The following is a 20,211-nucleotide window of genomic DNA, read 5'->3' as shown; positions in this document are numbered from 1 at the left end:
ATATACAAATGATTTTTCCTAAACTTGGTTTAAAATAAGTATAGGTATAAAAAGGGAGGAAAATTTATGATTATTCAAAGTAAAAAAGTATGGATTGCCAATCAGTTTATCCCTGCGCAAATTGAAATCATTAATGGCAAGATCGAAAGTATCTACCCTTATGAAAGTAAAAAAGTCGACCAGGATTACGGCGAAAAAAGAATCGTACCGGGCTTTTTGGACATTCACACACATGGAGCTTACAGCTGGGATACCAACGATGCTACTGAAAACGGATTAGAAACTTGGTTAGCCAATATCACACACGAAGGTGTTACCGGCTTATGTCCAACAACGATTACGCAAAGCGAAGAGGTATTGACCAAAGCTGTCAGCCATGTAGCGGAAGTTTATAAGACAAACCCAAAAGGTGCTGAAATTCTTGGTATTCATTTCGAAGGACCTTATCTGGATATGAAATATAAAGGAGCTCAGCCACCTGAACATATCGTTCCAGCTTCTATCGAACAGTTCAAACGTTATCAGGAAGCTGCTGATGGTTTAATTAAAATCATTACTTTAGCACCTGAGCATGATGAAGATTTTGCCTTGACAAAATACTGTTCACAACATGGTGTCGTTGTTAGTATGGGACACTCTAACGCAACTTATGAAGAAGCTGCTATGGCCGTTGCAAATGGTGCTAGAAGCATGACACACGTTTATAACGGTATGTCTCCATTCAATCACCGCAACAATGGGTTAGTAGGTGCAGCTTTCAGATTCAGAGATGTTTTTGGTGAAGTTATCTGTGATGGAAATCACTCTACATTAGCAGCTCTAAATATCTATTTTGAAACAAAGGGACGTGATTATGCAATCATGGTTACGGATTCTTTGATGGCTAAAGGAAATCCTGTTGGAAGCCGCTTTATGTTTGGTGGACATGAAATTGAAATCTATCCAGATGGAAGTGCTCACTTAACAGAAATCAATTCACTTGCAGGAAGTACTTTAAAAGTTAATGAAGGATTAAGAATTCTAGTTGAAGAAGCAAAAGTTCCATTTGATGCTGCTTTAAATTCTTGTACGATCAATCCAGCAAGACTTTTACGCATTGACGATCACAAAGGTAAATTATGTGTCGGTTATGACGCTGATATCGTAGTATTAGAAGATGATTATTCTGTAGCACAAACTTACTGCAAAGGAGAAGCTCAGTTATAATGGCCCAAAAGAATCAGCCGAATGTCTCTGGCTTTTCTATCTATAAAGATAGACATGGTCGAGATGTCTATTATGACTTTATCACTAAAAATGGCTATTTAATTCTAGAGAGTAACGTTAGTCAGTTTAATTTCTATCAAAAACGACTCATTATTCCTTTAATTGCTTTTGCGCTTCTTCTAAATTATCGAATTGGCAGCTTTTATATAGATATATATATGGCTACTGCTGTAGCTATCATCGTCTTACTTGCATTCGAGTTTTTCTTTCGCTTTCGTTTTTTAAAATCATTGACAGTAATTCCAAATTTTAAACCTGAAAGAAAAACAAGTTACCTTGAACAAATCAACGAGAAAAATGAAAAAAGCTCTCTGTTCCTTAAAGCGATTCTTTATATACTTTTTGGCGTATTGCTAGCAATATATTCTTATCAGAAAGAACTAAATGATATTGAATTTATCACTATGCTCATCATCTCATTGGTAATTTGTATTTATGGTATTATCTATCTGGTTGCATTAGCGAAAAGAAAAAAATAAATAAAAAGGAGCTATGTCAGTGAAGTAATTTTTCAAAAATTACAAAACTGAGCACAGCTCCTTTTTATTATGTTCTTCCATTTTATAGATCATTGATCTTCATTTTCTCTAAATCATCTTTTTTATTATTTCTTTTCATAAAGGCAGAAACTATAAATGTTACAAGAAGCGGACTGCCAAATGGGATTAACATGAATAAAACAAATATAAGCGTCCATAGTCCATAAGAAGCTCCATTTGTAGACACGATACTTAACATTAATATCTCCATGCCTATTAAAAATACTAAACATAAGATTGGCAATACATTATGCCATCAATATTTCTTCTTACAAATCCAATATTGCAACAAGCCTAGCGAAGCCAATGGAATCAGCATTTTTCCTAAAAAAGTAATTGCCATTATAATCCATACTGTCAATGTAGCCAATGTAGTTTGTAACATTCTATTTCTCCCCTTTCTTCTCTTTTCTATATTCCTGAATCAAAATTTTTGCTTCCTCATCTCCAATACGATCGTCTAACGCCATTTTCTTGATTAATGTAATATAAGGCTCTTCCTTATTTTCACTACTGATCTTAATTTTTTGAATCAGTCTATCTAAACGAAGTCGAACCGTTGGATATGTTACACCATAAATTTCTGCTATTTCTTTTAAAGAACCACTGGCAAGAACAAAATTCTTGATAAAAGCCAAATCTTCATCTTCCAGCGTTTCGATCCACTCCCTCTCTTTCATATAGAAGTCCTCTCTTTCTTCAATAATATTATAGCATACTTTAATATTTTTAAAATTATTATTATATATTTTTTAAATAAATTAAAAAAATCATGCATTGTATACATGATTATTTTTTTAAATATACCCATTCTTTATCATTTGAATAAGAAGCATCATATGTATATCCTAAATAGTCAAAATTTTTGATTTCTTCTAAATCTTCAATTTGATGCGAAGCCATATACCGTACCATTTCACCACGAGCCATCTTTGCCTCTGTTCCTTTCACCTTCAATTTTCCTTTATCCAAAGAAGCAAAGATGCAGGTAATCATTTTTCTATTTTCACCCAGATAAGGCTCAATACATAGTGAATATTCCTTAGAAGCCAGGTTTAAAACCAGATCATTATCATGAAACAGTTCATTCGCCAAATCATCCTTCCAAAAATCATATAAGCTTTTCGTTTCATTGATATCTAACTTTGTCTGCATCTCTAAACGATAGCAGCGGATACCATCAAAAGGACGAAGCAAGCCATAAAAGCCCGATAAAATCAATAAGTGTCTTTCAACATATTCCAGTTCATCCTTTGTAAAGACAGAAGGAGCCATATGCTGATACTGTAATCCTTCATAGGCAAAAAGAGCAGGTATCAAACCTTCATGAAGATTCATTCTCTGAAAACGATCATAATTTAAAGCTGCAATCTTTTGATTACACTTCATACAAGCAGCCAGCTCATCAGCATCCATTTTCTGAAGCTTCTCTTTTAAGATTTCAGTCTTATTCAAAAACAAGGGAAGCTCATGCCATTCGAAATCATCATGATCGATCATTTTTTTAGCGGGTGATATAATTATTTTCATATACTAATCATAACATAAAAATGGACTCAATAAGAGCCCATAATCGTTAAGAATTTAAATTTTAGTAATTTTCTACTTCAAGAGCGAAATAAGACTGAGGATGATCACATACCGGGCAAACAGCAGGAGCTTCTTTACCAATATGTAAGTGACCGCAATTCAAACATTCCCAAACAACTACATCATCTTTCGCAAAAACAACTTTACCTTCAATATTTCCAAGAAGCTTGCGATATCTTTCTTCATGATGCTTTTCAATAGCAGCAACGCCTTCCATCATCTTGGCAATGTCTTCAAAGCCTTCTTCATGAGCAACAGCTGCAAATTCCTTATACATATCTGTCCATTCATAGTTTTCGCCCGCAGCAGCATCCTTTAAATTTTCTACTGTACCAGGCATACCGCCATGCAGTTTCTTAAACCATAATTTCGCATGTTCTTTTTCATTGGCAGCAGTTTTTTCAAAATAGTTAGCAATCTGTACATAACCATCTTTTTTAGCTTTTGACGCATAGTACGTATACTTAATAGAAGCCTGGGCCTCACCAGCAAAAGCTGTCATTAAATTTTTTTCTGTTTTTGATCCTTTAAGTTCCATTGTTTTCATCTCCTTTGTCATCATTATACACACAATTCAATCAAATGTTAAGCTTTATGCAACAGAATGATGTATCTTTCAAGATACGCTATGCTTTTAATATGATACATGAAAAGTATCCAACAAGAAAAAAAGCATCTCTGTAATGAGAATGCTTTTAGGCTTCTAAAATGACACTAGAGAAGAAGCCGATGAAAAATGCTGCCACGATTGCAATAAGATTGAACATAATCAGGTCCTCCTTATATGTCCAGTATACCCATTAATACGACATTATTTATGTTTATTTAAAAAACAAACTGATGAATCGTTACAATTCAGCGAGAAAGTGAGTGAAAAAAACCTAGCTAAAGATCTTTTCTAAATTAGCCAGGCTGCTTTCTTTTCTGATTTTTGATGTCTGCAGAATTGTCATCACAATGACTTTTTATCACATTGTTGAGGTTACTATTTCCCAAAATTTTTTTATTCTTTTTTGGGAAAAATAACCATTTCATGGATATAGAATAGTAGGTGTCCTACAAAGGAGGGAGTGAGGATCCATGACACCTATATTATTTGTATGGAGGGGGTGCAGTTGGGTTTTGAACTCATCATTCTTCTCCAGTTATTATATGAAAATGTAGTAGCTGTGAAAGAATGTTTGCGTTTGATCATACTGTACATCAGTCTGATTCAACGATAATCCGCAATCCTCCCTCCTAAATGAAACCCCAGTGCTAGCACCACTGGGGTTTCCTATTTGTATGGAGTTCATCCGTTATTATTCTAACATACCTTTTCCACTTTGTCGATAACATTTCATTTTATTGATAACTTATAAATTACTATTCAACTGTTACTGATTTAGCGAGATTTTTCGGCTGATCGATGTCACAGCCCATCTGGGCAGCTATATGATGAGCTAAAAGCTGATATGGTACGATTGAAACGATTCCCTGAAGAAATTCACTTACCTTTGGCAAGAAAATCACTTCATCAGCTTCGATGTTCTCGTGATACAGATCCTCACGAATGACTAAAAGTATCTTAGCACCTCTTGCTTTAACCTCTTTCATATTAGAAATACTTTTATCCACCAAATGTTCATCACTGATCAATACCATCACTGGAGTATCCTTTTCAATCAACGAAATCGTTCCATGTTTCAGTTCTCCTGCCGGATAAGCCACAGCCTGAATATAAGTAATTTCTTTGAGTTTTAAAGCCCCTTCCATCGATAATGCATAATCCATACCTCGTCCTATAAAAAAGACATTTTTCTTATTGATGATCGATGATACAAAACCATCTAATTTTGTATCACTGATGAGCTTATGAATATAAGTATCTAACTTTAAAAGCTGTTTTTCAATCATATGTATCTGTAAAGATGACAGATGATCGATACTGGCATGTAAAGCTAATAAAGCACAAACCGCTACCTGTGCGCAATATGCTTTTGTCGTTGCTACAGATATTTCAACCCCGGCAAGTGTCGGTAATACATATTTTGCTTCTTTTTCAAGCGAACTCCCTTTTACATTCACGATCGCACAGCTATCAATTCCCATCTTATTCACCATTCGTAAGGCCGCTAAGGTATCTGCCGTTTCTCCCGATTGAGAAATACAAACGACCAGTGTCTTTTCATCTAAGATTGGCGAATTATAACGAAATTCACTTGCCACCTCACAATTACAAGGAATACGAGCATACTTCTCTATTAGATTTTTCGCTAACAAACCTACATGATAAGCACTACCACAGGCAACAAAATAAAGATGGTCATATTTTTTTAAATCGATCATTGTCTTAGAAAGTTCATGTAGACTTTGGGTCATATAATGATGAATCGTATCCATGACCACTTTTCCTTCTTCATGAATTTCTTTTAATAAGAAAGAATCATATCCATTTTTTTCTATCGTTGAGATATCCATCTCACTGATTTGTGTTTTAAGTTCTATATGCTTTAAATCTTTATCGTAACATTCAATTTCTTTATTGGTGATTCTTACGATCTGATTTTCATCAATAACCGCATATTTGCGAGTAAAACGAACAAAGGCACTTAGATCACTCGCTAAAAAATTACCATCTTCACCGATTCCCAAAACCAAAGGTGAATCTTTACGCATTCCATATAGAACACCTTCTTCATCTTCGAACATGATTCCAAAAGCATAGCTTCCCTTTAATATCTTTGCAGCTTCTCTAAGTACATTTAACTTATTTTTTTCAGTTCGATATAATATTGCTAGACAAGCACAAGCAACTTCACTATCCGTATCACTTTTAAAAACAATACCTCTTTTCTCATAAGCCTTTTTTAAGGCGGCAGCATTTTCGATGATACCATTATGTACAAGGGTAATCTGTCCTACTTTATGAGGGTGAGCATTGATTTCATTGGGTTCTCCATGAGTTGCCCATCTTGTATGAGCAATGCCGCAAGTGGACTCAGGAACATCTTTGATTTTCTCTTCAAGTTCTTTTATTTTTCCCTTTGCTTTAACAATCTTAATTTGATCGCCTTGAAAAGATGCAATACCACTAGAATCATATCCACGGTATTCTAAAGCCTTTAGCCCACTCAATAAAACACCATGCGCACAAGGCTTACTGCCGGCATAGCCAATTATTCCACACATTATCATTTTCCTCCTATCAAATGAAATCACTTTTGTTTCAATGTTGATTTTGATTTTTGTATGATTTCTAACGATATTGGTATACCGCAGCAGTACCCGCCGAATCTTTCGATAATCTGCTGTCCTCGTCAACTAAACTAGTCCTGGCGCTCAACTAATATAAATCACGATCCTCCTCATTTATATTAATCTAGTGGTTATTATATCATAATGAATGTATAATTTAAAATAAAAATCATTGAGTTTTTTATGATTGAATGCTACCATGATTCTATGAAACTCAAAGAAATGATTCAAAATTACATCCCTTTTAATGAACAGGAAGTAAAAGACAAAGGCTTTATCTTACAGGCAATGGAAGTTCATGAAGATTTGCTTCATAGAAGCAATCCATTCATGCATTTTTCTTCTTCCTGCTGGATCACTAATCAGGAGCGAACAAAGGTGCTGATGATCTATCATAAAATCTATGATTCATGGGCTTGGTGTGGTGGTCACGCTGATGGTGAAGAGGACTTATGTGCGGTGGCTCTTAAGGAAATGAAGGAAGAAACTGGTGTCGGTCAATATCTTCTCTTATCTGATAAACCTTTCTCTTTAGAAGTTCTAACTGTTGATGGACATGTGAAAAGAAATAAATATGTTTCTTCTCATTTACATCTCAATCTAACCTATCTTATTGAGGCTGATGAAAAAACCCCTTTGATTCTCAACAAAGAAGAAACAAAGGGTGTCAAATGGATACCTGTCGACCTACTGAAACAAGAAGTAAGAGAAGTCTGGATGATGGAAAATATCTATCAAAAGTTAGTTAATAAAATGAAGGGAGCAAAATGATGAAAAATATTATGGTTGTCGCAACCGGTGGTACGATTGCCGGAATTGGTGAAAAAGGTAAGACGGTTGCCTATCATGCCGGTGAAATCAGTGTTGAAGACATATTAAAATCAATTCCCAGCGTTGAGAAAATTGCTCATATCCAAGAAATTCAATTATTTAATGTTGATTCTAATGAAATCGATGAAACGAAATGGCTTGTGCTTGCGAAAAAGATCAATGAACTGATTCAAAGCGAGAAGATAGATGGCATCGTTGTTACTCATGGGACAGATACGATTGAAGAAACCGCCTATTTTTTAAGTTTAGCCGTTCATTCTGATAAACCTGTTGTTATTACCGGAGCCATGCGTCCTGCTACTGCTACAAGTGCTGATGGTCCTTATAACCTATATCAGGCAATCGCATTAGCCGGCAATGAACAGTCAAAAGGACAAGGAGTCATGGTCCTCTTTTCCAATACGATTTATTCTGGAAGAGATATTCAAAAAGTCAATAACTATAAAATCGATGCCTTTGATCAAAAAGCCTTTGGCTGTCTTGGCTATATGCAGGATGAACATGTCTATTTTTTCTCTAAGACTTTTAAATATCATACATATCAGTCTATTTTCTCTAAAAACTTACCCGATGCTCTTCCAAAAGTGGGGATTGCTTACTTTTATGCCGGAGCTGATCCATACATCTTAGATTATCTTGCGCAAAACCATGAAGGTATCGTTATCGCTGGAAGCGGAAATGGTAACTATTCTCAGAAATGGCTTAACAGGATCAATGAGCTCTCAGAAAGCAAACAGATCATCTTTGTAAGAGCCAGCCGTGTTCCATTGGGCATCGTATTCAGCGATCATGTTTTTGATCCTCATGAACAATGTATTGCTTCCAATACATTAAGTGCTCAAAAAGCAAGGATCTTGCTATCCTTCGCTTTATCGATCACACATGATAAACAGCAAATTAGAGAAATCTTTGAAAATTATTAGCTGCTCAGCAGCTTTTTTTATTATCTAAAAGTCTTCTTGCAGCTGTTTCATTTCTAAAATATTCATCAAATACTTTTTTAGATTCACTTGAAAACAAAGCTTCAAACTTATTAAAATCAATGGCTTCCTTCTCATATAAAAACAAACATTTAGTAAGACCGTCATCCATTTCTTTTTCACCGATTTGTTTTTCTAAAGCAATAAGTGCCAATGCACCAAAAGAATAAGACAAGTCACCTAATTCTTCATCTGCAAAGGTATGAATCGGCATGGGCGAAACTTCATAAGTAGTCATGATATTCTGATAATCATGTAAATATGCCTCTTCGATCTCCTTTTTAGATCTGATATTTAACGCATCACATGCTCGATAAGTAAAATACTGTGTCAAAGCTTCATCAAAGAAACGTGCTCGCTGGATCTTTTTATCACACTTAGGATTCCAATGTGTATGAATCAGTTCATGAATCAATTGTTGAGCATCCTCACAGCCTTCTTTAGTTACAAACATCGTATCTTCTAATACAAAACTGCCATATCCTTCTGGAATGATAATGATTTTATAATCCTGGATCTTTGCTTTTTTATAACGATTCATAAACTGATTCGTATCATAAATGATTTTTTCAAGTCTTTGAAGCTTTTCTTTTTCTATCATTTCATAATAAACAGCACCAAAAAAACTCTTATATTCATGATAATTTCCAATTACGATCGTTGGATTAAATCCTCTTAACCAGCCATTCACTTCTTTTAGATTGCTTACAGCACAGCGTTGGTCTTCTACATGAACACTTACTTCAAACATATCCTCTTCCCTTGGCTCGATCAAATGCTGTATATAATCCTCACTATCCACTCTTATAAAGCAAGGATAATAAACCGTTTCATGCCGCAGGATATAAAAATCATCACTTGTCTTTTCTTTTACATAAGGATACTTGCCTGTTGTACCATCAAGAATCCCTTCATATTCTATTTCAAGCATTCCACTGATCTTTTCAAATAAAATGACTTTAAAATTTGAAGAAGTAGTTTCTTCCTTAAATATCATTTCTTTTTTATCACATAACAGACGATGAATATAAAAATCTTTATTAATAACAAAAAAATCCGTATCTTCTACTTTTCTAGTAAATGTTGCCTTGATCTTATCACTTAAATATAAGTTTAACCGATTCAATGATTATCACCTCTTATGCAAAAAGGATGAGTCAATGCTCATCCTTACTTACACTCAAAACCACTATTTTCTAATGCTTCTAATGTTTGTTCCAATGAAATATAAGTTACTTCTTCGCCACTGTCACTTGTAATCAGTCCAGCATCCATCAGCTCACTGAAATCTGTTTTTGTAAAATCAATCGTTATATTTTCAAAAAGCGTACTTCCATCATTTTCATAACTATATTCCACACCAGTTATGTCATAAGCTGCTTTATAAGCTTCTGCTGTTGCCGTTATTTCTTCTGCAGATATCTCAGATGAGCTATAATCTAACTCGTTTTGAATTGACTGACTTGTGATCTCATCACCATTTGATTTAAATGAATTCGTGATGTTGACCCCATTAATTTCTGCTGTACAAACCGTTGTTTTTGTGTCTTCCTCTGATGAACATCCAACCAGACATAAAACACATAATAATGCTGTTAACTTTTTCATATTTTTCTCCTTTTTTCTCTTTCTTAGAATATTTGTATCCTTAATCTTTATTATACACAAAATTGTAAAGAAAAAAAGGGAATTCCCCTTATATTTCTAGAGCGTGGTCGAAAACATTTTAACGGCTTGTTTACGCTCTTTTTTAATTGCCGTTTTTTTGAAATCCCCCCAACTTTTTTCACTTTTTGCTTGACAAATCGCCCTCGTTGCGGGCTCGCTTTGCTCGCCTTTCTGTAGTAAGTAGGTGGTGATCTTCAATGTTAATTTATTTCTCTTCGTCTCAAGATTACAAAGAATTTCTTAAGACAGAAAAGTCTTCTCTTTCAACTTCTGATCTTTTCAGACTTTCTTCTCCTAATTTTAAGTCTGCTATTCATAAGTTGTCTAAACTTGATGTCGACCTTGTCGCCGATATCATCTTTCCTTTATATTCTCCTTTGGGTCGTCCCGCTAACGATCCTGCTATCTATTTGCGTTCTGTCGTTTTGATGCTTCATCTTGGTTTTACTTCTCTTAAAAATTGGTGTTATGAAGTTCATCACGATAGGCTTCTTCAATATCTTATCGGTTCTTGGAATGTTCCTAACCATTCTTCTCATTACGATTTCATTAACCGTATCACTCATTCTTTTTCTCACCATAACGATCTTCTTCCTAAAGGCCTTTTTACGAATAAATCTAATTCTTCTAAACCTAAGAAAGGTGAAAAATTAATGAACTTCTCTAATGATGATACTTATTCTCTTTTCGATAATTACACTCATGATGGTTCTGTTTTTGACCGTGATCGTATGATTTATACTCTTCAATTACTTTTTAACGCTATTGCTGTCATTCCTTCTCATGACATGGGCTTTATTGATTCCTACAATCTTGTCTTTTCTGGTGATGGTTCTGCTTTTCATATTCATGCTTCTCCTTTTGGTCATCAAATCATTAAAGATGACAATATTTTAAACACTCATCGTTATAGCGCTAAAAACGCAGATTTTGGTTGGGACAGTGATCTTGGAATGTATTACTTCGGTTATACTCTCTATAACATTTCTTATCATAACCCTCTAATCCATACTGACCTTCCCGTCTTTATCGATTTAGAGAAAGCTTCTCGTCATGATGCTCTGTCTTCCATTTCCTCTACCGCTCGTTTCCTTGATATTAACCCTGAACTCTCTCCAAAATTCATGTGTTTCGATTCCGCAAGCGATTCTTCTGCCGTTTACCAATTTCTGCGTCACCATAATATTATCCCAATCATTGATTTCAATCAACGTAAATTGGGTAAAAATATTTATAAACACTTTGATTCTATTAGTGAAAACGGCAAACCAATTTGTGATTGTGGTGTTGAAATGTATCACTGTGGCTACGACTATCAAAGGCAAAGAAGAAAATTCCGTTGTCCTCTAAAAATGGGATTGATTGATTCTTGTCCACATGCAGATACATGTTCTCCTTCTCCATATGGTAGAACTGTTTACATTAACGATTCGCTTGATATGCGTCTTTTTGGCCCTGTTCCTTACAAAACAGATAAATGGAAAGAACTATACAAAAATAGAACTTGTACTGAGAGAATCAATAATAGAATTCTCAATGACTATCATCTTCATCAGATGAGAATTCGTGAAGACTCCAAAGCAGCTTTCTTTTCAATCTTTGCCGCCATCAATATTCATCTTGATGCTTGGATTAAAAATGAAACCTGATTTTCGCTAAATTTATTTTATTTCATTTGTGCACTTGTTTTTAGTGCGCTCATTTTTTTTATTTAACTTTTTTATTTAAAATCTCTTCTTTTTCTTTTCGATTAAGTACTACTTTTCGTCCTTACTCTTCTACATATTTTTTTAATTCATGAACCAAATGGCACATTGGCAGTCCTACGACATTCGCATAGTCCCCTTCAATTCTTTTCACAAACATCATACCTTTACCCTGAATGGCATAGCTTCCTGCTTTATCATAATGTTCCCGGCTTTTGATGTAATCATCAATTTCCTGATCACTTAATTCACAGAAAGTAACATCAGTTACTTCATAGAAAGTTTCATGAACTTCCTGATTGACAAGTGCAACACCCGTAATGACCTTATGTGTTTTACCAGATAAAAGTCTCAGCATTCTTCGGGCATCTTCACTGTCTTTTGGTTTTCCCAGAATTTCATCTCCGATAACCACGATCGTATCTGCGCCAATCACGAGATAGCCTCCATGGCTTTCATAAACCGCTTCTGCCTTTTCTTTCGCAAGTTTCATGACTCCTTCTTCTATACCGTTTGAAAGGTCAAGGTGTTCCTCGATCTTTGGGCTGGCACAGCTAAAAGGTATACCGCTTATATTCATCAGTTCTCTTCTTCTTGGTGATTCACTTGCTAATATTACACTTCTCATATTTTCACTTCTTTCTGATAAAAATTATAACCCTATTAGTTATCTTTTTCAATCAAATTCGCTTTTTTAAAATATCTTCGTATCCCATAACAAGAAATAAAAGTAATCGCAGCATAACAGATGATAAAGCCAAGTGCAATTCTCATGACCATGCCAAAAAAGAATTCCTCTGGAAACATATTGATCATCACAGATACTCTTGGATCTAAAAGCCAAAGATCATTTGTAAAGAAAACTTCATGGAAAACGGTCCAAAAACGATTAAAATCTACTAAAGCATAAAAAACCAAAAACGATACGACGATCACAAAAGCCAGCGTTACCTGCCGAAAGCCATCTTTTAATGACAGTAAAGCCTTCTCTAATGAAACATATCCCTTTTTATAAATAAAAAAGATAAATAACAAAGATGCTATTCCCAAAGCTGTCAAAAGAAAACAAACATTTCCGGCATTCTGATAAAGGGCCTTTACATCAACCATATGAGCCGTTTCCCGTTCATCAAAAACTTCCCTTTCAACACCATTGATCTCTTGTACACAGCTGATATCTTCTCTATTCCCTTTGATATAGCTCAAAAGCGCATCCGTAGCTTCAAAAAGTGCTTCATTGCTCATTCCAATACTTTCAGCCGTATTCAGCTTTGTATATTCACTTTCATAATAACTTAGATTAAACGCATGAAAATCAATATTACCAAAAAGACAAGCTGCCAATATTCCTACAACAGCAACGATGCCTGCTATCCTACTGCTTCTTTCCAACCTGATTCACCCAGCCTTCTACTTTACTTTTTACTTCGTCAAATGAAGCCTTTACACTCTCTGGAATTGAAATGACTTTTTCCTTCATTTCTTTTTGAAATAAAGAAAGCAATGTCTGAATTTCCACCGATCTGAAATCCTCATCTTCACTTAAAAGATTTTGATGAATACCAATGTTATATAACACAACATGATACATTTCTTCCAATGAACAATCATTCTGACAATATTCCATGAATTTATGAACAAACTTTTTCTTATTTTCTTCATCTAAAAGATTTACAAAATGATTGCTGACAAGATCGGCCAGTCTTGGAAGAATTGATTTTTTAGCTGCACTGACAAAATAACCATCTTTTTTTTCATAAGCCCATATCTGATGAGAATGATAAGCTTCTTCCACACTTGCTCCTTTATATATCGAAGATACCAATACAGGCTCTTTCACATGTGAAAACATTGAACTAATAGGATCATTTTCATTTTCAATACATAATATCTTATTTTTAAAATGAATATCCTGAATCCTTTTCTTATACTGCATCATCATATCATCATTGATACCAGGGGCATTAAACGTCACGATCTCATCAATCTGTGACATCTTTTCATCACTACAGGCAACGCCAAGAAACAAAGCGATATTACCGCCCTTCGAATGACCAATTAAATGCAATCTTTTCTGCGTATTTAACTCATTAAAATATTTCATCGCTCGAAGCTGCTGATTTGTGATCCCTAGCCAGATTTCTAGATTATCCAGCCAGTCTTCCCATCCATTTTCATGATTTACGGCATCATAGAGCTCACTGCCACGATAGATCAGATAGCAGTCATTCTTATCCTCCAGCTGATAAAAAACAAGCCCGCTATGATTGTTCTCATTGACATAGTTGACAATTTCCAGATCCATAAATTCATAAAAATTCTGTTTCATGACATATTCATGCAAACGCTGATAAAACTCATTTTCTTTGCACCCTTTAAGAAAACACTGTTCCACATAAGTAGAAAAAAGCATTCCCTTCCGGTATTCAGGAATATCAAGATAGGTCAAAGCACACAAAGATGCGTAATCCTCTGCTCTATACTTTAACATCTACTTCACTTCTTTCCTGACGGATCATCTGCATATTTTCAAGCGTATGAATGGCTTGCTGATAAAAAGACATATCACTGCATTCGGCATTGATCATCAGCATTTCATTCTCCTTAATACATTGCGCCTGCAAATAAAGTGTATTCGTTCCATCATGAAGTTCATGAAGAACACTTTTTACCCGCATCGCACCATCTTCAAAATCAAGGCTATCCATTGAGTCAACGGTATTTAAATAGCGATAAGCAAAGTCCATTTTCTCATTGCTCTTATAACCTGTAATTTTCATATTCAAAAGCGTTTCTTCTTCATTTACGATTTTTAAGATCATCGTATGTCCGTCAAAGCTTTGAATCGCATTTCCCTGGAAATATATAAACCAGTTGCCATAAACATAAAACACTTCATTCTTACGATAACCCACATCACCTTTTGGATACTGATCCACATCAAAGATTTGATTTTCACGATTTAAAAGGCGACATAACATTTGATATTCATCTATTGGCAATGGTAATTCTTTATCTAACTCATGAGCTTTTTCCAATGCAATACAAATTGATTTCGCTAAATTTAATGCCGCTTCATCATACAATGAATTTTCAAACAAACAGTCGCACCATAAGCTTACCAAAGCAGAATTACGATAGAAAAGAGCATCTTTTTCAACTTCATTCCAAATATAGAAACGACTGCAGGCTTCCTGCAATGAAACAGATTGACATTCATTTGCATATATATAACCAAATGGTGTAATCACACTTTTTGGTTTAGCAACCGGCAAATAGCTCTTATCATCCCAGGCATAAGTCGCTTCATCCTCTTCTTTCATCTTCGAAAAACTATCCATCAATCGATGCATATAAGGATAGAAAGCCAGATCTTTGATTCTATTTAGATCATGATCTTCCAGATAATCACACTCATCATCCAAAGACAAATAAATATGACTTCCTTTTTGGATCTTATCAAACAGTTCACATACAAAAGCATGATATCCAGGTCCTACAAGTGCAGTATTTGTTTTTAAAATGGCATAATAATTTGAAATATTCACTTCGATGACACCACATGGACATACATAGATAGAACCAATGCCATGATCTATTTCAAAAAGGACTTTATATTCATGACATACTTTTTCTATCTGATCAATGAGTGCATTTTCATCTTCTTTTGTTTTTACGATTCCTTCTAAACTTATATGTATCATAAATATTCCTCACATTCTTTTCTATTTTACTCGTTTCAGCCATAAAATACTAGGGGTGTGCCATGAAAACTTTACTTCTTCTCTGTTTCATCTTCTTTTCTGTTTTTCACTATCAGGCTATTATTCTTGAAAATCAGCAAACACTGACCTTCTTTATAGAACAGCTTCTCCCCAGTCTTTTTCTTTTATGCATCCTTGTCCAGATGATCTCTCTTCCCCAAAAAACAAATAAAAATTCTTTCATTCAAAAGTTTTTTCATATGGATACAGCTTCATTTTTTATCATCATAAAAGCAATCCTGCTGGGAAGTCCTGCTCAAAGCTATATGATCAATTCCCTTTTAAAAGAACATAAGCTTACAAAAAATCAGGCCCATCGATTCATTATTTGCACAGCTATTCCCTCTTTCAGCTTCATGATGATGAGCTTAGCCTTTATGACTTCACAAAATACGGCCCTTATCGTTTTTATGATTCATATCATAAGTATTTTCATCTTACTTTTTATGACAAGAAAAACAGCTATCTCTTTGAATAACACTCATGAGCCGGTTTCCCTCTATCAGGCTATTTCATTTTCACTCCATACCATGGCACTGATCTTAGCCTATCTTTTAATCACAGCTTCACTAAAAACACTTCTTTTGATTTATTTAAGACCTCTTGAAGATATGATTCAGCTTTTTATGGAATTTTCTAGCGGATGTGCTTATTATGCCCATCATCAATATCACATTTTCTATATTCTTATCTGTATTGGTTTTGGAGGCTTTTGTTCACATCTTCAAATCATGAGCGGCTGCAAGGAAAGCGAACTGCGATATCCTGATTATTTAAAATTCCGTTTCTTGCATATCTTCTTAAATCTTGCCTTATATTCTATTTTTCGTCTGTTTTTAATTTAAAGTTAACAATTTATTTGATTTTTTTATGTCATATTTCACAAAATGCCCCTAAGCGTGATATAATAAGGACTACGGGGTGATGAAATGCTTCATGATCTTTTTCCATTATGGATCGCATTATGTGCCAATGCTTTAGCACAGGTTATAAAACCATTTATTTATTATTACCGAAGCGGTAAATTTGATATCCACTATACCATTGCCTGCGGAGGCTTTCCAAGCAGCCATACGTCGACCGTAACAGCGTTAAGCATTGCCGTTGGTCTTGTAGAAGGATTCAATTCTACACTGTTTGCGATAACATCTGTTTTCAGCGTTATCGTAATCTATGATGCTGTTAATGTACGCTATTATGCGGGAAAAAATATTCAATTGACACAGCAGCTAGTATCAGATCTTGCGGAAATGATCAAACTTCCTTTAGATGATCCTATCTATCATGAAAAAATGAAACAGGTTTTGGGACATCGAATGATCGAAGCTGTTGGCGGTTTTGTATTAGGTGCTGTATTAACAGTGGGTGTTGCCTATATATTAGGTATATTTTAGGAGGAATAGGATATGAGCGAGAAAGAAAAAGAAATTATTGCGGTTTTAGAAAAAATCCGCCCTTATATTCAGCGAGACGGTGGAGATTTAGAATTTGTCAGCTTTAAAGATGGTATCGTCACCATTAAAATGTTAGGAGCCTGCAGTGACTGTTTAGCCTTAGATGATACGATTTCAATGGGTGTAGAAGCATTATTATTGGAAGAGGTAGAAGGAGTTGTCGGTGTTCAGGTAGCACAGGCTTACTAAAAAATCTTTATTATGTAAAAGCACTGTTTTCTAATGTTTAGAATTCAGTGTTTTTTTACCGTTATTATCAATACGGAAATATTTGCGGTACTTCTCCTTGGATATATTCTAATGCTAAAGGAATTTTTTCAGTAATAGATAGTTCATTTTTTTCAAAGCCAAATAAAACAATCCCTTTACATTCTACATTTAAAATGAGTTCAATAAAAGCATTATTGATACCTAAAGCAGTCGTTTTGATATTATAACGGGCGATAATACGATTAGATATTAAAAACGTTGCTGAAATATCAGGCCCCTGATTTTGAAAAAAGACAACTCCTGTAAAATAACCAAGCGGTATTGAAGCTTCATAAACATCAGGGATCGACTCATTGAGTTTTTCATTCACTTCGACGATCCATTTATTCAGTACATTTGCATTGATACTGACCTGATTGTCACTTTTGACTACAAATTCATCAGGGACAGTAATTTCTTTGATACTATTCATGATCTCACTGACAACCTGTTGGTGGAAGTAAGCTTGCGCCTGTATCTGAAAAACTGGCTGCAGCTGTATATAGAAGGCTCCTAATAAAAAGATAAAGATGCAAAGAATCATCAGCCATAGATTCTTTTTTTTAATTTTCATACATCAGCATTAAAGCTTTTTTACCTTTCATGCCAATTTCAATTCCTTTATCAATGGCTGACTGGTTCATAGCTTTAACTTCACTGTTTAAACATTCTTCATAGGTTGATGATTTCGACATGATACAGATACTTGCACGATTATGTTTAAATGCTTCTATACTAAGCTGATTACCGCATAGAAAACCTTTTGTATTAAAAACAAATATTAAAAGAGTAAACGGAAGCTTGATTTGTAAACCGATCACTCTTTCTGTTTCAATAACAATACTTTTTAGATCAATCATATCATATCCCTCTTTTTGATCTCTGTTCTACTATATGAAAATAAGTCTCATTTCAGAAGTTTAGAGTCAACTCTCTACTCCATGTTATGTACCTAGATGTTTTATATTTAGGCATTTGCCCAAAGAAAAAGATGGTCTTTGCCATCTCTAAAGCTTTTTGGTATAGGAATAATGGCTTTGAACCATTCCGTGTTTTTCATAAAAGGCATGAGCTTTTTTTCTTTTTTGATTTGTTGCCAGTTCTATCTGTTCACAGTTTTCTTTTAATGCAAATTTTTGAGCATAGTCGAATAATTGGGCACCGACTCTTTTTGAGCGAAAATGAGGATCTACGATTAATTCCATGATTTCCATGACCTCTTTATGATGATGCCAGGGATGTAGTTGTTGAAGATGAATCATGCCTAATATTTGATCATTTTCTTCATACACAAAGCAATGATGCCTTTTATCTTGTAAATCTCTAAGATATAGCTCATGAAATCTTTCTTCTGAAAACTTCGTTTCTTCTAATTCATCTAATAATTGAAGTATTGCTGTTTCATCTTTTATCTCTGCTTTTCGTATCATATCATTATCCTTCCCAGTTAAATACAGATTATCATATTTATCTTACAAACTCTCTTTATTATCAAGTTTCAAAATAAAGACTGTCCTCTGACAGTCTTTTTAACCAATTGAATCGCTCATATCAAGCTTTAGAAGCTGGTTAAGCTCTACGGCATATTCCATTGGAAGTTCACGAGTAAATGGTTCCAAAAAGCCCATTACGATCATCTGCGTAGCACTTTCTTTGGTCAGACCACGACTCATCAGATAGAAAAGCTGTTCTTCACTGATCTTAGATACCGTTGCTTCATGTTCGATCTGACTTGTTTCATTTTTCATGATATTGGTTGGTATCGTATCACTCGTTGACTGTTTATCAAGGATCAACGTATCACATTCTACCTTGCTCTTTGAAAACTGAGCCTTTGGTCCATGACTGACAAGACCACGATAATTGACTTTACCGCCATTTCTAGAAACTGATTTAGAAATGATATTACTAGAAGTATGAGGAGCTAGATGAATCATCTTCGCACCCGCATCCTGTAACTGATTTTTACCGGCAACTGCAATAGATACCGTAATGCCCTTAGCATATTCACCTGCTAATACACAGGCAGGATATTTCATATTAATTTGTGATCCAATGTTTCCATCGATCCATTCCATGGTCGCATTTTCATAACAGATAGCTCTTTTTGTTACCAGGTTTAAGATATTGCTTGACCAGTTCTGGACTGTAGAATAACGACATTTCGCATCTTTATGAACAAAGATCTCAACTACGGCTGCATGCAGGGAATCATTGGAATATGTAGGAGCCGTACATCCTTCCACATAGTGAACATCTGCTCCTTCATCAACGATGATCAGCGTTCTTTCAAACTGTCCCATTCTTTCTGAATTAATTCTAAAATACGATTGTAATGGTTTTTCAAGCTTGACCCCTTTTGGTACATAAATAAAGCTGCCTCCTGACCATACAGCACTATTTAGTGCTGCAAATTTATTATCAGCATAACTTACCAAAGTCCCAAAATACTTCTTAAATAATTCCGGATATTCACGAAGAGCACTATCCGTATCTAAAAAGATAACACCTTTTTCTTCTACTTCTTTCAACATGTTATGGTAGACAACTTCTGATTCATACTGTGTAGATACCCCTGCCAGAAACTTTTGTTCAGCTTCTGGAATACCCAGCTTATCAAAGGTATTTTTGATCGTTTCCGGAACATCTTCCCAATTTCTTTCCTGTTTTTCACTTGGTTTGATATAGTAGGTATAATCATCAAAATCAATATGACTCAGATCAGGTCCCCATTCCTGTAATTTCATGTTTTTAAACTGACGATAGCTTTTCAGACGATATTCCAGCATCCATTCCGGTTCGTTTTTCTTTTTAGAAATCAGTTCAACGATATGTTCATTTAAACCTTTTCCAGTATTATAGACACTTACATCTTCATCATGAAAACCATACTTATATTCTTCACTTGGGAATTTATTTTCCATGTC

General features: G+C 34.8%; 24 protein-coding genes. 8 read left to right on the top strand and 16 right to left on the bottom strand.

Annotated features, from left to right (window positions below; all coding sequences use genetic code 11):
* Nucleotides 1-66: 66 nt before the first annotated feature.
* On the top strand, nucleotides 67-1,206 hold the full coding sequence (nagA, locus tag BQ5367_RS05570; RefSeq protein ID WP_071441551.1) for an N-acetylglucosamine-6-phosphate deacetylase: 1,140 nt from the start codon (nucleotides 67-69) through the stop codon (nucleotides 1,204-1,206).
* Nucleotides 1,206-1,745, top strand: coding sequence for a hypothetical protein (locus BQ5367_RS05565; RefSeq protein ID WP_071441550.1), 540 nt, complete (start codon nucleotides 1,206-1,208; stop codon nucleotides 1,743-1,745). Before nagA ends, BQ5367_RS05565 begins: the two co-directional genes overlap by 1 nt.
* Before the next feature lie 82 nt (nucleotides 1,746-1,827).
* Here BQ5367_RS05565 and BQ5367_RS13480 read toward each other — a convergent pair whose 3' ends face one another.
* The 6 genes from BQ5367_RS13480 to glmS all read right to left on the bottom strand — a co-directional run bounded on the left by BQ5367_RS13480 (nucleotide 1,828) and on the right by glmS (nucleotide 6,566).
* Nucleotides 1,828-2,004: a hypothetical protein gene (locus BQ5367_RS13480; protein ID WP_154667080.1), complete on the bottom strand. Its 177-nt coding sequence runs from the start codon at nucleotides 2,002-2,004 to the stop codon at nucleotides 1,828-1,830.
* 57 nt (nucleotides 2,005-2,061) lie between these two features.
* On the bottom strand, nucleotides 2,062-2,190 hold the full coding sequence (locus tag BQ5367_RS13910) for a hypothetical protein (RefSeq protein ID WP_268874437.1): 129 nt from the start codon (nucleotides 2,188-2,190) through the stop codon (nucleotides 2,062-2,064).
* Between the two features lies 1 nt (nucleotide 2,191).
* Nucleotides 2,192-2,485, bottom strand: coding sequence for a DUF2089 family protein (locus BQ5367_RS05560; RefSeq protein WP_071441549.1), 294 nt, complete (start codon nucleotides 2,483-2,485; stop codon nucleotides 2,192-2,194).
* A gap of 109 nt (nucleotides 2,486-2,594) precedes the next feature.
* Nucleotides 2,595-3,335 carry a peroxide stress protein YaaA gene (gene yaaA / locus BQ5367_RS05555; RefSeq protein WP_071441548.1) on the bottom strand — a complete coding sequence of 247 codons (741 nt, stop codon included), beginning with the start codon at nucleotides 3,333-3,335 and terminating at the stop codon, nucleotides 2,595-2,597.
* A 61-nt stretch (nucleotides 3,336-3,396) separates the two neighbouring features.
* Nucleotides 3,397-3,933, bottom strand: coding sequence for a rubrerythrin (gene rbr / locus BQ5367_RS05550; protein WP_071441547.1), 537 nt, complete (start codon nucleotides 3,931-3,933; stop codon nucleotides 3,397-3,399).
* A gap of 827 nt (nucleotides 3,934-4,760) precedes the next feature.
* Entirely contained in the window at nucleotides 4,761-6,566 is a 1,806-nt protein-coding gene (gene glmS / locus BQ5367_RS05545) for a glutamine--fructose-6-phosphate transaminase (isomerizing) (RefSeq protein WP_071441546.1), read from the bottom strand.
* Nucleotides 6,567-6,815: 249 nt separating this feature from the next.
* On the opposite strand from glmS, the gene BQ5367_RS05540 reads away from it, so the two are divergent.
* Both BQ5367_RS05540 and BQ5367_RS05535 read left to right on the top strand, forming a co-directional pair.
* Entirely contained in the window at nucleotides 6,816-7,403 is a 588-nt protein-coding gene (locus tag BQ5367_RS05540; RefSeq protein ID WP_235858740.1) for an NUDIX hydrolase, read from the top strand.
* A complete protein-coding gene (locus tag BQ5367_RS05535) occupies nucleotides 7,403-8,386 on the top strand; it encodes an asparaginase (RefSeq protein ID WP_071441852.1) in 984 nt (327 codons plus the stop codon). The genes BQ5367_RS05540 and BQ5367_RS05535 overlap by 1 nt, the downstream gene beginning before the upstream one ends.
* Nucleotides 8,387-8,390: 4 nt before the next feature.
* On the opposite strand, the gene BQ5367_RS05530 is transcribed toward BQ5367_RS05535, so the two are convergent.
* Nucleotides 8,391-9,569 carry a M1 aminopeptidase family protein gene (locus BQ5367_RS05530; protein WP_071441545.1) on the bottom strand — a complete coding sequence of 393 codons (1,179 nt, stop codon included), beginning with the start codon at nucleotides 9,567-9,569 and terminating at the stop codon, nucleotides 8,391-8,393.
* A gap of 44 nt (nucleotides 9,570-9,613) precedes the next feature.
* Entirely contained in the window at nucleotides 9,614-10,051 is a 438-nt protein-coding gene (locus BQ5367_RS05525; RefSeq protein ID WP_071441544.1) for a DUF1307 domain-containing protein, read from the bottom strand.
* Nucleotides 10,052-10,308: 257 nt separating this feature from the next.
* Here BQ5367_RS05525 and BQ5367_RS05520 point away from each other — a divergent pair, with 257 nt between their 5' ends.
* Entirely contained in the window at nucleotides 10,309-11,760 is a 1,452-nt protein-coding gene (locus BQ5367_RS05520; protein ID WP_071441052.1) for a transposase, read from the top strand.
* Between the two features lie 121 nt (nucleotides 11,761-11,881).
* On the opposite strand, the gene BQ5367_RS05515 is transcribed toward BQ5367_RS05520, so the two are convergent.
* From BQ5367_RS05515 to BQ5367_RS05500, 4 genes are read right to left on the bottom strand one after another with little or no spacing between them, the layout of a single operon-like run.
* Complete coding sequence (locus BQ5367_RS05515) at nucleotides 11,882-12,445, bottom strand: Maf family protein (RefSeq protein ID WP_071441543.1); 564 nt, start codon at nucleotides 12,443-12,445, stop codon at nucleotides 11,882-11,884.
* Between the two features lie 35 nt (nucleotides 12,446-12,480).
* Nucleotides 12,481-13,209 (bottom strand): TIGR01906 family membrane protein, encoded by a 729-nt coding sequence (locus BQ5367_RS05510; RefSeq protein ID WP_071441542.1) that lies wholly within the window; start codon nucleotides 13,207-13,209, stop codon nucleotides 12,481-12,483.
* Entirely contained in the window at nucleotides 13,193-14,308 is a 1,116-nt protein-coding gene (locus BQ5367_RS05505) for an Mbeg1-like protein (protein WP_071441541.1), read from the bottom strand. The genes BQ5367_RS05510 and BQ5367_RS05505 overlap by 17 nt, the downstream gene beginning before the upstream one ends.
* Nucleotides 14,295-15,521 carry a hypothetical protein gene (locus BQ5367_RS05500; RefSeq protein ID WP_071441540.1) on the bottom strand — a complete coding sequence of 409 codons (1,227 nt, stop codon included), beginning with the start codon at nucleotides 15,519-15,521 and terminating at the stop codon, nucleotides 14,295-14,297. The genes BQ5367_RS05505 and BQ5367_RS05500 overlap by 14 nt, the downstream gene beginning before the upstream one ends.
* A 62-nt stretch (nucleotides 15,522-15,583) precedes the next feature.
* Here BQ5367_RS05500 and BQ5367_RS05495 point away from each other — a divergent pair, with 62 nt between their 5' ends.
* The 3 genes from BQ5367_RS05495 to BQ5367_RS05485 all read left to right on the top strand — a co-directional run bounded on the left by BQ5367_RS05495 (nucleotide 15,584) and on the right by BQ5367_RS05485 (nucleotide 17,224).
* Nucleotides 15,584-16,426, top strand: a complete 843-nt coding sequence (locus tag BQ5367_RS05495) for a hypothetical protein (RefSeq protein WP_071441539.1) — start codon at nucleotides 15,584-15,586, stop codon at nucleotides 16,424-16,426.
* Between the two features lie 84 nt (nucleotides 16,427-16,510).
* Complete coding sequence (locus tag BQ5367_RS05490; RefSeq protein WP_071441538.1) at nucleotides 16,511-16,975, top strand: divergent PAP2 family protein; 465 nt, start codon at nucleotides 16,511-16,513, stop codon at nucleotides 16,973-16,975.
* 12 nt (nucleotides 16,976-16,987) lie between these two features.
* Nucleotides 16,988-17,224, top strand: a complete 237-nt coding sequence (locus BQ5367_RS05485) for a NifU family protein (protein ID WP_071441537.1) — start codon at nucleotides 16,988-16,990, stop codon at nucleotides 17,222-17,224.
* Between the two features lie 67 nt (nucleotides 17,225-17,291).
* Here BQ5367_RS05485 and BQ5367_RS05480 read toward each other — a convergent pair whose 3' ends face one another.
* The 4 genes from BQ5367_RS05480 to sufB all read right to left on the bottom strand — a co-directional run bounded on the left by BQ5367_RS05480 (nucleotide 17,292) and on the right by sufB (nucleotide 20,208).
* Nucleotides 17,292-17,858 carry a sporulation protein YunB gene (locus BQ5367_RS05480; RefSeq protein WP_071441536.1) on the bottom strand — a complete coding sequence of 189 codons (567 nt, stop codon included), beginning with the start codon at nucleotides 17,856-17,858 and terminating at the stop codon, nucleotides 17,292-17,294.
* Complete coding sequence (locus tag BQ5367_RS05475; protein WP_071441535.1) at nucleotides 17,848-18,144, bottom strand: DUF1805 domain-containing protein; 297 nt, start codon at nucleotides 18,142-18,144, stop codon at nucleotides 17,848-17,850. The genes BQ5367_RS05480 and BQ5367_RS05475 overlap by 11 nt, the downstream gene beginning before the upstream one ends.
* Nucleotides 18,145-18,291: 147 nt before the next feature.
* Entirely contained in the window at nucleotides 18,292-18,714 is a 423-nt protein-coding gene (locus BQ5367_RS05470; protein ID WP_071441534.1) for a GNAT family N-acetyltransferase, read from the bottom strand.
* 99 nt (nucleotides 18,715-18,813) lie between these two features.
* The gene (gene sufB, locus BQ5367_RS05465) at nucleotides 18,814-20,208 is read right to left on the bottom strand and encodes a Fe-S cluster assembly protein SufB (protein WP_071441533.1); all 1,395 of its coding nucleotides are present in this window, start codon (nucleotides 20,206-20,208) and stop codon (nucleotides 18,814-18,816) included.
* Nucleotides 20,209-20,211 lie beyond the last annotated feature (3 nt).

It is taken from the genome of Traorella massiliensis, from assembly GCF_900104665.1.
Taxonomy (GTDB): Bacteria; Bacillota_I; Bacilli_A; order Erysipelotrichales; family Erysipelotrichaceae; genus Traorella; species Traorella massiliensis.
This window is presented reverse-complemented; position numbering and strand designations above follow the sequence as displayed.

What these genes read in the sequence shown, in the direction of transcription:
- nagA (WP_071441551.1), top strand. Translation starts at nt 67, where the DNA reads ATGATTATTCAAAGTAAAAAAGTATGGATTGCCAATCAGTTTATCCCT.
- BQ5367_RS05565 (WP_071441550.1), top strand. Translation starts at nt 1,206, where the DNA reads ATGGCCCAAAAGAATCAGCCGAATGTCTCTGGCTTTTCTATCTATAAA.
- BQ5367_RS13480 (WP_154667080.1), bottom strand. Translation starts at nt 2,004, where the DNA reads ATGTTAAGTATCGTGTCTACAAATGGAGCTTCTTATGGACTATGGACG.
- BQ5367_RS13910 (WP_268874437.1), bottom strand. Translation starts at nt 2,190, where the DNA reads ATGTTACAAACTACATTGGCTACATTGACAGTATGGATTATAATGGCA.
- BQ5367_RS05560 (WP_071441549.1), bottom strand. Translation starts at nt 2,485, where the DNA reads ATGAAAGAGAGGGAGTGGATCGAAACGCTGGAAGATGAAGATTTGGCT.
- yaaA (WP_071441548.1), bottom strand. Translation starts at nt 3,335, where the DNA reads ATGAAAATAATTATATCACCCGCTAAAAAAATGATCGATCATGATGAT.
- rbr (WP_071441547.1), bottom strand. Translation starts at nt 3,933, where the DNA reads ATGGAACTTAAAGGATCAAAAACAGAAAAAAATTTAATGACAGCTTTT.
- glmS (WP_071441546.1), bottom strand. Translation starts at nt 6,566, where the DNA reads ATGTGTGGAATAATTGGCTATGCCGGCAGTAAGCCTTGTGCGCATGGT.
- BQ5367_RS05540 (WP_235858740.1), top strand. Translation starts at nt 6,816, where the DNA reads ATGATTGAATGCTACCATGATTCTATGAAACTCAAAGAAATGATTCAA.
- BQ5367_RS05535 (WP_071441852.1), top strand. Translation starts at nt 7,403, where the DNA reads ATGAAAAATATTATGGTTGTCGCAACCGGTGGTACGATTGCCGGAATT.
- BQ5367_RS05525 (WP_071441544.1), bottom strand. Translation starts at nt 10,051, where the DNA reads ATGAAAAAGTTAACAGCATTATTATGTGTTTTATGTCTGGTTGGATGT.
- BQ5367_RS05520 (WP_071441052.1), top strand. Translation starts at nt 10,309, where the DNA reads ATGTTAATTTATTTCTCTTCGTCTCAAGATTACAAAGAATTTCTTAAG.
- BQ5367_RS05515 (WP_071441543.1), bottom strand. Translation starts at nt 12,445, where the DNA reads ATGAGAAGTGTAATATTAGCAAGTGAATCACCAAGAAGAAGAGAACTG.
- BQ5367_RS05505 (WP_071441541.1), bottom strand. Translation starts at nt 14,308, where the DNA reads ATGTTAAAGTATAGAGCAGAGGATTACGCATCTTTGTGTGCTTTGACC.
- BQ5367_RS05500 (WP_071441540.1), bottom strand. Translation starts at nt 15,521, where the DNA reads ATGATACATATAAGTTTAGAAGGAATCGTAAAAACAAAAGAAGATGAA.
- BQ5367_RS05495 (WP_071441539.1), top strand. Translation starts at nt 15,584, where the DNA reads ATGAAAACTTTACTTCTTCTCTGTTTCATCTTCTTTTCTGTTTTTCAC.
- BQ5367_RS05490 (WP_071441538.1), top strand. Translation starts at nt 16,511, where the DNA reads ATGCTTCATGATCTTTTTCCATTATGGATCGCATTATGTGCCAATGCT.
- BQ5367_RS05485 (WP_071441537.1), top strand. Translation starts at nt 16,988, where the DNA reads ATGAGCGAGAAAGAAAAAGAAATTATTGCGGTTTTAGAAAAAATCCGC.
- BQ5367_RS05480 (WP_071441536.1), bottom strand. Translation starts at nt 17,858, where the DNA reads ATGAAAATTAAAAAAAAGAATCTATGGCTGATGATTCTTTGCATCTTT.
- BQ5367_RS05475 (WP_071441535.1), bottom strand. Translation starts at nt 18,144, where the DNA reads ATGATTGATCTAAAAAGTATTGTTATTGAAACAGAAAGAGTGATCGGT.
- BQ5367_RS05470 (WP_071441534.1), bottom strand. Translation starts at nt 18,714, where the DNA reads ATGATACGAAAAGCAGAGATAAAAGATGAAACAGCAATACTTCAATTA.
- sufB (WP_071441533.1), bottom strand. Translation starts at nt 20,208, where the DNA reads ATGGAAAATAAATTCCCAAGTGAAGAATATAAGTATGGTTTTCATGAT.